The 12,125-nt window shown below is 59.6% G+C and carries 10 protein-coding genes; 3 read left to right on the top strand and 7 right to left on the bottom strand.

Going from position 1 to position 12,125, the window contains the following annotated elements; all coding sequences use genetic code 11:
- Positions 1-162: 162 nt before the first annotated feature.
- Complete coding sequence (locus FHL16_RS21110) at positions 163-765, bottom strand: hypothetical protein (protein ID WP_077749195.1); 603 nt, start codon at positions 763-765, stop codon at positions 163-165.
- 147 nt (positions 766-912) lie between these two features.
- Between FHL16_RS21110 and FHL16_RS21105 the strand changes: the two genes are divergently transcribed.
- Both FHL16_RS21105 and FHL16_RS21100 read left to right on the top strand, forming a co-directional pair.
- The gene (locus FHL16_RS21105) at positions 913-1,704 is read left to right on the top strand and encodes a dienelactone hydrolase family protein (RefSeq protein WP_077749194.1); all 792 of its coding nucleotides are present in this window, start codon (positions 913-915) and stop codon (positions 1,702-1,704) included.
- A gap of 174 nt (positions 1,705-1,878) precedes the next feature.
- Positions 1,879-2,604 (top strand): 4'-phosphopantetheinyl transferase family protein, encoded by a 726-nt coding sequence (locus FHL16_RS21100; RefSeq protein ID WP_202979495.1) that lies wholly within the window; start codon positions 1,879-1,881, stop codon positions 2,602-2,604.
- Positions 2,605-2,745: 141 nt separating this feature from the next.
- Here FHL16_RS21100 and FHL16_RS21095 read toward each other — a convergent pair whose 3' ends face one another.
- Both FHL16_RS21095 and FHL16_RS21090 read right to left on the bottom strand, forming a co-directional pair.
- Positions 2,746-4,356: an ATP-binding protein gene (locus tag FHL16_RS21095; RefSeq protein ID WP_077749192.1), complete on the bottom strand. Its 1,611-nt coding sequence runs from the start codon at positions 4,354-4,356 to the stop codon at positions 2,746-2,748.
- A complete protein-coding gene (locus FHL16_RS21090; RefSeq protein ID WP_010457146.1) occupies positions 4,353-5,066 on the bottom strand; it encodes a response regulator in 714 nt (237 codons plus the stop codon). The genes FHL16_RS21095 and FHL16_RS21090 overlap by 4 nt, the downstream gene beginning before the upstream one ends.
- A 732-nt stretch (positions 5,067-5,798) precedes the next feature.
- Between FHL16_RS21090 and FHL16_RS21085 the strand changes: the two genes are divergently transcribed.
- Entirely contained in the window at positions 5,799-8,693 is a 2,895-nt protein-coding gene (locus FHL16_RS21085) for a ribonucleoside-diphosphate reductase subunit alpha (protein ID WP_010457148.1), read from the top strand.
- A gap of 286 nt (positions 8,694-8,979) precedes the next feature.
- On the opposite strand, the gene flgE is transcribed toward FHL16_RS21085, so the two are convergent.
- The 4 genes from flgE to flgB are packed head-to-tail and all read right to left on the bottom strand — an operon-like array spanning position 8,980 to position 11,920.
- Positions 8,980-10,293, bottom strand: a complete 1,314-nt coding sequence (flgE, locus tag FHL16_RS21080) for a flagellar hook protein FlgE (protein WP_077749191.1) — start codon at positions 10,291-10,293, stop codon at positions 8,980-8,982.
- Positions 10,294-10,324: 31 nt separating this feature from the next.
- Positions 10,325-11,050, bottom strand: coding sequence for a flagellar hook assembly protein FlgD (flgD, locus tag FHL16_RS21075; RefSeq protein ID WP_077749190.1), 726 nt, complete (start codon positions 11,048-11,050; stop codon positions 10,325-10,327).
- Between the two features lie 15 nt (positions 11,051-11,065).
- Positions 11,066-11,509 (bottom strand): flagellar basal body rod protein FlgC, encoded by a 444-nt coding sequence (gene flgC, locus FHL16_RS21070; protein WP_010457154.1) that lies wholly within the window; start codon positions 11,507-11,509, stop codon positions 11,066-11,068.
- A gap of 3 nt (positions 11,510-11,512) precedes the next feature.
- Positions 11,513-11,920, bottom strand: coding sequence for a flagellar basal body rod protein FlgB (gene flgB / locus FHL16_RS21065; protein WP_010457156.1), 408 nt, complete (start codon positions 11,918-11,920; stop codon positions 11,513-11,515).
- Positions 11,921-12,125: the final 205 nt, after the last annotated feature.

Here is a 12,125-nt window from a genome sequence, read left to right as displayed (position 1 = left end):
GCTCTCCTAGGCAAATCGTTATCTCCAGCAGCACAGTTCTCAGTCACACCGCAGAACCCTGTAGGAGCGAGCCTGCTCGCGATGGCGCCAGCACATTCGACATTGATGTCGACTGACACACCGCTATCGCGAGCAGGCTCACCCCTACAGGGATTGCACTTATCAGAAAGCGTAGTTCGCCGACAGATAGGTCTGGGCGCTGCTGGTCAGGTCCAGCGAACCCTGCTTGCTGCCACCGCGCTCGCTCATCTCGGTGCTGGCGTTGCTGCGCAGGTAACGGTAACCCAGTTCGACCGAGGTGTTTTGCGACACTTGCTGCAATACGCCAACCTGGCCGCCAATGGCGTAGCCGATGTTGCTGTCGCGGCTGAACCCTGGGGACTCCTGAGTCATTTTGGTCAGGCCGGCCGTGGCACCGCCGAACAATTTGGTGCTGGCGCCTACCGGGTAGAACAGATCGTAGCTGCCCAACAGGTTTTCCTGACGCAGTTTAATGCCATTGTGCGAACCCGACACGTTGTCGTAAGTGGCGTAGTAGCGGCCCTCGCTGCTTTGCTGGCCCAGACGCACACCCCAGGTGGTGTCCTTGCCGATCACGCCGTCGGCGTTCGGGTGGTTGAGGTTGTCGTTCAGGGCGTGGGACTTTTTGACTTTGTCGCTGGTCTGTCCAAGAGTAAGGCTGGCGAAATTATCGTTGGAAGCGAAAGCCGCGGTGCTTGCGCCCATGACGGTGAAAGCCAGAAGCAGTTTTTTGAAGTGAGTCATTGGGGAATTTCCTCATGCGCTATTTGCTTTTTGGGTACGGGGCAAGGTTACGCACCCACCCCTGAACTCCCCCTGAACGCACTCTGAACCTAAGCTGAATCAACTCCACCCGGCTGTTTTGATGACTTTTATGCAGGAGATCCGACCATGCGCGTTTTCCTCGCCCTCCTATTACTGGCCTTGAGCGGGCTCAGCCACGCCGAGATCAAGACTCAGGAGATTCCCTATCAGAGCCCCGACGGCACGAAGCTGATCGGCTATTACGCTTACGACGATGCTATTAAGGGTCAACGTCCGGGCGTGGTGGTGGTGCATGAATGGTGGGGCCTCAACGATTACACCAAGCGCCGCGCCCGTGATTTGGCCGGACTGGGTTACAGCGCGCTGGCCATTGATATGTATGGCGATGGCAAGAACACCGAGCATCCCAAGGACGCCATGGCCTTCATGCAAGCGGCGTTGAAAGACAGTGCCGCGTCCAGCGCCCGCTTCCAGGCCGGGCTCGATTTGCTGAAGAAACAGCCACAGACCCATCCGGATAAAGTCGCTGCCATCGGTTACTGCTTCGGCGGTGCCGTGGTGCTGAATGCAGCGCGTCAAGGCGTTCCGCTGGCGGGCGTGGTGAGTTTCCACGGGGCGCTGGCGACCAAAACGCCCGCAACACCGGGCAGCGTGAAAGCGAAAATCCTGGTGGAGCATGGTGCGCTGGACAGCATGGTGACGGCGGACAACGTCGCGGCGTTCAAGGCTGAGATGGACAAGGCCGGGGCCGACTATCAATTCGTCAGCCTTGAGGGCGCCAAGCATGGGTTCAGCAATCCAGATGCGGATCGGTTGGGCCATGGCGATCATGGTGGGCCGGATATCGGGTACAGCAAGGCGGCGGATGAAAAATCCTGGGCGGATATGCAGGCGTTCTTCAAAAAAATCTTCGGTTAAGCAGAAGATCGAGACGTGGCCTTCGCGGGCAAGCCTCGCTCCTACAGGGCTTGTGTCGTTCCGCCATTTCGTGATCGGCTCAAACCTGCAGGAGCGAGGCTTGCCCGCGAAGAACGATAACGCGGTCTACGTCAGGGCTACCCAGCCCGAAGGCAACCCGGCAAAATGCGCGACATGAATGCCACCCCCGCCCTGCCCGTCTGCTGCACCCCGCTCGATGCCCATTGGCCGCTGCCGTTTGTGCTGCCTGATACGGTGCTATTGAGCACGCACTTCGATACCTCGCAACTGGCCCTCGATGATTTCACGCGCAGCGCCATCGAGCCGCCAGCGAGCATCCAGCGCTCGGTTGCCAAGCGTCAGGCCGAGTTTCTGGCCGGTCGGGTCTGTGCCCGGGCGGCGTTGCAGAAGCTGGAAGGGCTGAGTTTCAGCCCGGCCATCGGTGAAGACCGGGCGCCGGTCTGGCCTGCGCATATCAGCGGCTCAATCACCCACAGCACCGGCCGGGCCGCGGCGATTGTCGCGAACAAGACCCACTGGCGTGGATTGGGGATGGACCTGGAAAATCTGCTAAACCCTGAACGTGCCGAACGCCTGGCCGGGGAAATCCTCACCCCGGCGGAATTGCAGCGCATGGCCGCAGGTCATCGTGATCAGTTGGCGATGCTGGTCACGCTGACGTTTTCGGTGAAGGAGAGTCTGTTCAAGGCGCTGTATCCGATTGTTCGGCAGCGGTTTTATTTTGAACATGCGGAAGTGCTGGAGTGGAGCGAGAGCGGTGAGGTGCGGCTGCGATTGCTGACAGATCTGTCCAGCGAGTGGCGCAATGGCACGGAGCTGGATGCGCAGTTTGGGGTGGTGGATGGGCAGTTGTTGAGTCTGGTCAGTATCAAGGCCTGAGGATTTGCGGTGTATTGAAGGGCCTCATCGCGAGCAGGCTCGCTCCCACACTGGATCTATGTCACACCGAAAATCCCCTGTGGGAGCGAGCCTGCTCCGGGCGGCGTTCCGACGATGAGGCCAGCCCAGACAACCGAGATCTCACCGCCTCTCCTGATTCCTAGGCCAACTCAGGCTGAAGCACGCCCCGCCCAGACTCTTGCTCTTGCTGATCAACGCCCGCCCGTCATGCCAATGGATAATCCGCCGCACAATGGACAGTCCCAAGCCATGCCCGCCCGACGCCCGTGTACGGCTGTCATCAAGGCGCAGGAACGGCGTGAAGATTTTTTCCCACGCCGACTCTGGCACGCCCGGCCCGTCATCTTCGATGTCCACCCGGCAACGCTGCTGCCCCACCTGATAACTGACCGTCACCCGCGACGAGGCATGGCGCATGGCATTGCTCACCAGGTTCTGGATCGCCCGGTGTAAATAGCGCGGCTCGGCCTCGACCCAGGCATCGTCACAATCGGCGGCGGACAGGCACAACCCGCGCTGCACGGTGACGTCGGCGCGTAGCGGTGCCAATTCCTCGATCACTTGATTGACCAACGCATCCAGATCGATCCGCTGGAAATTCAACGCGGGCGAGCCCTGCTCCAAACGCGCGTAGGTCAGCATTTCGTCCACCAGCTTGTCGAGGTCCTCGATGTCGTGGTCCATGCCTTCGCGGTATTTCTCCAGGGCCTGTGGCGTGGTGGCCGAACCGATCATCTCCAGGCCAAAACGCAGGCGCGCCACCGGGGTGCGCAATTCGTGGGACACCGCGCGCACCAGTTCACGCTGGATCGCCAACAACTGTTGCAAGTGCTCGGCCATGCCATTGAACGCCGAGGCCAGCCGCCCCACCGAATCCGCGCCGCGCGCCGGCACGCGGGTTTCCAGGCTGCCCTTGGCAATGCGCGTGGCAGCGGCTTCGAGACCACGCAAGCGACGCTCAAGTTGTCGCACCAACAGATAGACGATCAAGCCGATCAGGCTCAAACCAAGGGCCGCGATCAGCACCAACCATTCGGGCGGATAAGGATTCATCTGGTACAGCGGGCCGATTTCCAGGACCCACGGCGTGCCGACCATGCCGGCAAACACCCGGATCGAGTCACCGCCCTTGCCCAATGCCATCACCGTGTCGCCTTCGGAGATCCGGCGGCTCTGGTCCTCGTCCATGTCCGCCTGGTCGACGGTGACCAGGCGCAAGTCGAAACCGAAGCCTTTGTCTTGTTTCAATTGCGCCAGGCGCTTGGGCTGCTCAGCCACCGGCACGCGCACCAGTTCGTCGGCCAGCAGATAGATAGTCGCTCGCGCCAGTTGCTCGCTGATCTGCTGGACTTCTCCCGTCAAAACCAACTGTTCCTTGTCGCTGACCAGCCGATACACCTTCGCTGCGTGCGGACCGGTCTGTTCCACCAGCGCCTGGCCGCGCAGCACGCGGGTACGCTGCGTCAGGTCGAGGTCGGTCTGGGCGAAGGTCTTCAGCGCCAACGGAATCCCCAGCAAACGCTCCCACACCAGCAAGGCCCGGTGGCGTTCGGTTTCGTTCATCGGTTGCAGGTTGTCGGCCATCAGCGAGAAGGTGCCGTGGGCCAGGCGTTCGCGGTATTGCTCACTGCGCACCTGGTTGAGCAGGTGCAAGGCCAGTACGCCGAGCACCGCGACCAGAATCAGCGCCGCACACATGCCGCCGTAGATGCGCAGGAAGATCGAGTTCACAGGGTGCAGGCTTCCGGAACGAACAGATACCCTTTGCTGCGGATGGTCTTGATCAGTCGTGGATGCTCCGGATCGTCGCCGATTTTGGGGCGGATGCGCGAGATGCGCACGTCGATGGAGCGATCCTGGCCGTCATAGCCGATGCCGCGCAGGGCGGTGAAAATTTCTTCCCGGGACAGGATGCGCCCGGCGTTGGCCACCAGCAGCCACAGCAGATCGAATTCGGCGCTGGTCAGCTCGATGCCGTTGTCATTCAGCCAGGCCTCGCGCAATGCGTTGTCCACCACCAGCGGGCCGAACTGCAGGCGTCGTTGTTTTTCCGGGGCCACCTCAGGGGCTTCACTGCGGCGCAACAGCGCCTGGATGCGCGCCAGCAGCAGGCGCGGACGCACTGGTTTGCACACGTAATCGTCGGCCCCCAGGTCCAGGCCAAGAATCTGATCGGTATCGTCGGTGCGGGCGGTGAGCATCAGGATCGGGCCGTCATATTTATTGCGGACCTTGCGGCAGATGCTCAGGCCATCTTCGCCCGGCAGCATCAGGTCGAGGATCACCAGGTCCGGCTTTTCATTAATGATGCGGGCCGCGGCCAGGGCGCCATTGCCCTCGATCGATACGCGCAGGCCATTGGCTTCCAGGTAATCGCGGGTCAGTTCGGCCAGACGCTGGTCGTCCTCCACAATCAATATCTGCCAGGCTTCTTGCTCCACGGTGACCTCTGCTTGCCAACAACACTTATAAGGAAGGATCCGCCCGTCTTTTTGTAATGATTGGGGAGGATAAGAATGCATACACACTGGCCGATTGTATAAACGCCGAACGCCGAGAACACAAGCCGGCAAATGCGTTCGGACAACCCGGATTTTTGTGATAGGGTTCGCGCCCTTAAAAATCCGAATGACTGTTTTCAATCGCTGAAAATCAGTGAAAAACGGTTCGCTCCCGCTAGGTCGCGGCCTACACGCCTGTTCCTTCTTTCACACACAATTTACGCACAGGTTTATCCACAGGTAGTACGTTGCAACACCCTCCAAAACGCATTATCTTGTAGCCGGGCGCCAAAAAAACCCTACATGTAGGGTTTTTGCTTAAAAAGCCTAACCACATTTCAGACCAGAAACTCAAGCGCTTTATTGCTGTTTCCGGTTGAACCAAGCGTGAATTTGAAAGCCCAAACCGCACCTGCGGATGGCACCGTTTTTTGAGGCCAGAACAGCCGGAACGGTACGGGTGTTGCAGTCATTACTGTCACCCTGAATGGAATCCGGTTTCGGGCCCTGGCTCGAGACCAAAGACTTCGGCAAGGAAGCGGCATCATTAGCCTTTTCCTACTGTCCCGAAGTTGTTATGCCCGAGGCCCCTCGGTTGTAGTGCTTCAGGACAGAACGGTGGGCACCATGAAGGTGCTCAAACAAACATAGAGAATGTGGAGACACTCCCCCATGCAAACCGACACAACTCGCGAGAACCCGCAGGGCACCTTGCCGCAGGCCGCTGATTCGACTTCGGATCTGTCCGCCACCGCGCCTGGCCAACTGCGCGTGATCAAGCGTAACGGCACTGTCGTTCCTTATACCGATGACAAGATCACCGTCGCGATCACCAAAGCGTTTCTCGCAGTTGAGGGCGGCACCGCTGCCGCCTCGTCGCGAATCCATGACACCGTTGCGCGCCTGACCGAACAAGTCACCGCAACCTTCAAGCGTCGCATGCCTTCGGGCGGCACCATCCACATCGAAGAAATCCAGGACCAGGTCGAACTGGCCCTGATGCGTGCCGGCGAGCAGAAAGTGGCCCGCGACTACGTGATCTACCGTGACGGTCGTTCGAAAGAACGCGCTGCCCACGCACCGGCCGAAGAAGCGGTCAACGCTCACCCGTCGATCCGCATCACCCGCGCCGATGGCTCATTTGCGCCTCTGGACATGGGCCGCCTGAACACCATCGTCACCGAAGCGTGCGAAGGCCTGGAAGAAGTCGACGGCGACCTGATCCAGCGCGAAACCCTGAAAAACCTGTACGACGGCGTGGCCCTGACCGACGTCAACACCGCCCTGGTGATGACCGCCCGTACCCTGGTCGAGCGTGAGCCGAACTACTCGTTCGTGACCGCTCGCCTGCTGATGGACACCCTGCGTGCCGAAGGCCTGAGCTTCCTGGAAGTCGCCGAAAGCGCGACCCACCACGAGATGGTCGACCTGTACGCCAAGGCCTTGCCTGCGTACATCGCCAAGGGTATCGAATTCGAATTGCTGAACCCGGTCCTGGCCACCTTTGACCTGGAAAAACTCGGCAAGGCGATCAACCACGAGCGCGATCAGCAGTTCACTTACCTGGGCCTGCAAACCCTGTACGACCGTTACTTCATCCACAAGGACGGTATCCGCTTCGAACTGCCGCAAATCTTCTTCATGCGCGTGGCCATGGGCCTGGCGATTGAAGAGAAGCAGAAAGAAGACCGTGCCATCGAGTTCTACAACCTGCTGTCGTCCTTCGACTACATGTCGTCGACCCCGACCCTGTTCAACGCCGGCACCCTGCGTCCACAGCTGTCCAGCTGCTACCTGACTACCGTGCCGGATGACCTGTCGGGCATCTACCACGCGATCCACGACAACGCCATGTTGTCGAAATTCGCAGGCGGCCTGGGCAACGACTGGACGCCGGTTCGTGCATTGGGCTCGTACATCAAGGGCACCAACGGCAAATCCCAGGGTGTTGTCCCGTTCCTGAAAGTAGTGAACGACACCGCCGTCGCCGTTAACCAGGGTGGCAAGCGCAAAGGCGCTGTCTGTGCCTACCTGGAAACCTGGCACATGGACATCGAAGAGTTCATCGAGCTGCGCAAGAACACCGGTGATGATCGTCGTCGTACCCACGACATGAACACCGCCAACTGGATCCCTGACCTGTTCATGAAGCGCGTCTTCGATGACGGCAAGTGGACCCTGTTCTCGCCGTCCGAAGTACCGGACCTGCACGACCTGACCGGCAAGGCTTTCGAAGAGCGTTACGAGTACTACGAAGCCCTGACCGAATACCCAGGCAAGGTCAAGCTGTTCAAGACCATCCAGGCCAAAGACCTGTGGCGCAAAATGCTGTCCATGCTATTTGAAACCGGCCACCCATGGCTGACCTTCAAAGACCCGTGCAATCTGCGCAGCCCGCAGCAGCACGTCGGCGTGGTTCACAGCTCGAACCTGTGCACCGAGATCACCTTGAACACCAACAAGGACGAGATCGCCGTTTGCAACCTGGGCTCGATCAACCTGCCGAACCACATCGTCAACGGCAAGCTGGACACCGCCAAGCTGGAACGCACCGTGAACACCGCCGTTCGCATGCTCGATAACGTAATCGACATCAACTACTACTCGGTGCCACAAGCGAAGAACTCCAACTTCAAGCACCGTCCGGTCGGCCTGGGCATCATGGGCTTCCAGGACGCTTTGTACCTGCAGCACATTCCTTACGGTTCCGACGCGGCCGTCGAATTCGCCGACAAGTCGATGGAAGCGGTCAGCTACTACGCGATCCAGGCTTCCTGCGACCTGGCCGACGAGCGCGGCGCCTACGAGACGTTCCAGGGTTCGCTGTGGTCCAAAGGCATCCTGCCGCTGGATTCGCAACAGATCCTGATCGAGCAACGTGGCCAGAAGTACATCGACGTTGACCTGAACGAATCCCTGGACTGGGCACCGGTTCGTGCCCGTGTGCAGAAAGGCATTCGTAACTCCAACATCATGGCCATCGCACCGACCGCGACCATCGCCAACATCACCGGCGTATCGCAGTCGATCGAACCGACCTACCAGAACCTCTACGTGAAATCGAACCTGTCGGGCGAATTCACCGTGATCAACCCGTACCTGGTTCGCGACCTGAAGGCTCGCGGTCTGTGGGACTCGGTCATGATCAACGACCTGAAGTACTACGACGGTTCGGTGCAACAGATCGAGCGCATCCCGCAAGAACTCAAAGAGCTCTACGCGACCGCCTTCGAAGTGGACACCAAGTGGATTGTTGACGCGGCAAGCCGTCGTCAGAAGTGGATCGACCAGGCTCAGTCGCTGAACCTGTACATCGCTGGCGCTTCGGGCAAGAAGCTGGACGTGACCTACCGCATGGCCTGGTACCGTGGCCTGAAAACCACTTACTACCTCCGTGCCCTGGCCGCGACCAGCACCGAGAAGTCGACCATCAACACCGGCAAGCTGAACGCTGTTTCCAGCGGCGGCAACCACGGTGAAGATTCGGTCCTGGCAGCGCCAGCCGGCCCTGCTCCAGTGCCGAAGGCTTGCGCCATCGACGAGCCGGATTGCGAAGCTTGCCAATAAGCTGAGCCGGTGAGCGCCGCAAGGCGCTCGTCTGGATAACCCCCGATCAGTCCTCTGGATTGTCGGGGGTTTTCTTTTGCCCCAAGGAAAGTGGTGACCGGGCTGACGCCTTCGCGAGCAGGCTCGCTCCTGAACTGGACAGGCGCCGCACTGAAGATCCTTTGTAGGAGCGAGCCCGCTCGCGTAGGGGCCATCACTGACAACGCAAAATTCGGCACTCGAGACAAATCCCGCTCATAAAAAAAGCCCCTCTCACGAGGGGCTCTTTATTCAGCGCGAACCAGCATCAGGTCATCTGAATGATGGTCTGCATGATGGTGCTCTGAGTGGAGATGGTCTTGGCGTTTGCCTGGTAGTTGCTCTGCGCCTTGATCAAATCGACCAGTTCGTTGGTCAGGTTGACGTTGGACTCTTCCAGGGAGTTGGACACCACCGCACCCAGCGTACCGGTTTTCGGAGCATCGACACCCGCCTCGCCCGAGGCGAAGGTTTCTTTCCAGCGCGTACCACCGATGGGCTGCAGGCCTTGCTCGTTGGCGAAGCTCGCGACCGCCACCTGGCCGATGGCCTTGGTTTGCTGGTTGCTGAAGTTAGCGGTCATGACACCGGTTTCGTCGATGGTCAGGCTGGAAATCTGGCCAGTGGCGTAGCCGTCCTGAAATTGCTGGGTACGGGCAGTCGGCGAATTGTAAGAGGTAGTCTTGGTCATGTCGAAGGACAGGCCGCCAGTGGCCGCAACCGAACCGTTAGGCCCCCAGACTTTTGGCGTCACGTTGGCATTGGTGACCACGCCCGGCACCCAACCGGTCAACTGGAAGACTTTACCGGTCACAGCAAAGCCAGGACTGCCGGTCATGGTGTTGACGGTACCGTCAGAGTTGAAGGTCACGTTGGCCGTCACTGGCACCGGTGGCTCGGCGGCCGGGTTGGACGGCGAACGACCGTCGACGTAGGTGTACACGGTCCACGCGTTGGTACCGGTTTTCACGTAGTACTGGTCCAGGTTGTGCTGGTTACCCTGGCTGTCATAGATATGCGTGGAGATCGGCTTGTTGTAGCTCAATGGCTCGGCCGGGTTGAACGGTGTAACGGTCGGCAGGGTTTCCGAGGAGTTCAGGTTAATCGTCTGGTCGACGCGAGTGGTGGCCTTGGGCGACAGGCTCGAGGTGTCGATTTTCAGGTCGGTCAGCACGCCATTGATGATCTTGCCGTTGTCATCAACGCCGTAACCTTGCAGGCGGTTGCCGTTGTTGTCGACCACGTAGTTTTCGGCGTCAGTCTTGAACGCACCGGCACGGGTGTAGCTCAGGGAACCGTTGTCGCTGAGGATGAAGAAACCGTTGCCCTGGATGCCCATGTCCAGCACGTTGCCGGTGTTGTTCACGTCGCCCTGGCCGAACTGCTGGGAAACGTTGGCCAGACGCACGCCGTTGCCGACGGTCTTGCTGCCGGTACCCAGGCGAGTGGCCGAGTACACGTCTTCGAATTCTGCACGGGACGATTTGAAACCGGTGGTCGCGACGTTGGCGATGTTGTTGCCGGTCACGTCCAGTTGTTTGTTGGCTGCATAGAGACCGCTAAGGCCGATATTGAAAGACATATTCCACTCCTTTGTGCCGTGTTAGTCGGCTCTATATACCAATGGTCTGTACTTTGGACAGGGCGATACTGCCCAGGCCTGCGAGGTTCAGCATCAACTCACCGCCGGTCTGGCTGATGGTCACGCTGTTGACGGTGGCCGGCAGGTAGGTCACTAGCGCGGTCGCCTTGCTGTCGTAAGTCGCGGTGGCGGCAAATTTGTACGTGCCCGCCTTGGCCACTTCGCCCGCATCGTTCTTGCCGTCCCAGATGAAGCTGGCGTTGCCGGCCTGCTGGCTGCCCATGTCGATGGTGCGAATCACTTTGCCATCGGCGTCGGTGATCTTGATCGTCACCGGATCCACCGATGCCGGAACCACGGCCGTGCCGTTGAAGCTCTTGGAGGTATCGACCACCGCTGTGTCGGTCTGCGCGACCACCGAGCGGCCCACCAGCGAAGATGCTTGCAGCGCTTGCGACGAGTTGTAGTTGCCGGCAATGCCGCTGACCGTATCGTTCAGCGTGGTGATGCCTTCCAGGCTACTGAACTGTGCCAGCTGAGCCACGAAGTCACCGTTGTCTTGCGGCTCGAGCGGGTTCTGGTTCTTCAGCTGGGTAACCAGCAATTGCAGGAACGCGTCCTTGCCCAACGCCTTCTTGCCGGTGGCGCTGTTGGTGGCCGAGGCCAGGCCGTCGCTGCTGGTGTTATTGGCCTTGACCGAAGAGTTGGCCAAGACGTCCTTGATGTTCACGCCGCTGGTGGTATCGGTAACACTCATCTGAGTCGCCCCTTATCACTGACCGAGGGTCAGGACCTTCTGCATCATGGTTTTGGCGGTGTTCATCATTTCAGCGTTGGTCTGGAACGAGCGACTGGCGGAAATCATGTCGGCCATTTCTTCGACGACATTGACGTTCGGGTAGTAGACGTAGCCCTTGGCATCGGCGGCCGGATGGTTCGGCTCGTAACGCGCGTCAAGGTTGCTTTGGTCTTCGACCACGCCCAGCACTTGCACGCCTTGGCCGGCGGCGTCCTGGTTCTGGAACAGCGAATCGCTGCCGCCGCTCTGGCCGCCCTGGAACATGGTGGCGAACACCGGGTGACGGGCGCGATAGGTCTGGTCGATGCTCGACGAGACGGTTTCGGCGTTGGCGATGTTCGAGGCCACGGTGTTCAAGCGCGTGGTCTGCGCGCTCATGCCGCTACCGGCAATGTTGAAAACACTGGATAGGGACATGACTTACTCTCCGCGCAGGGCTGACATCAGCCCTTTGAATTTGCTGTTGAGCAGGGTGAAGCTGGCCTGGAAGCCGACGGCGTTTTCCGCGTAGTTCGACTGTTCCAGTTGGGCGTCCACAGTGTTCTGGTCGATCGACGGCTGCATCGGCGTGCGATACATCAGCGACTCGTCGCCATTGCCCAGGCCTTCGGCCTCGATATGGCGGTTGTTGGTCATGTTCAAGGCAAACGTACCACCCTTGGTTTTCTCGTTCTGTGCGGCGAGCACTTTGGAGAACTCCAGGTCCCGAGCCTTGTAGTTCGGGGTATCGGCGTTGGCGATGTTGTTGGCCAGGACTTCGGCACGCTGAGCGCGGAAGCCCAGGGCTTGTTCATGGATACCGAGCGCTTTATCGAAGCTGATGCTCATGTCGGGAAACCTTCGGGTGACCTGATTTTTCGTAACAGAGACATAGCAAGTGGCGTGCCAATTCAAAAAACCCCGGAAACCGGGGCTTTGCCGGCAGTGGCAAGGCGGCAATGCCAGAAAAGCGGCAACCGATTTCCGCCGCCTGCCGCTTTTCTGCCGCTTATCACCCTCTAAAGAACACCACCCTCCCCTGTGGGAGCGAGCC

It is taken from the genome of Pseudomonas sp. FSL W5-0299 (assembly GCF_005930655.1).
Taxonomy (GTDB): Bacteria; Pseudomonadota; Gammaproteobacteria; order Pseudomonadales; family Pseudomonadaceae; genus Aquipseudomonas; species Aquipseudomonas mandelii.
This window is presented reverse-complemented; position numbering and strand designations above follow the sequence as displayed.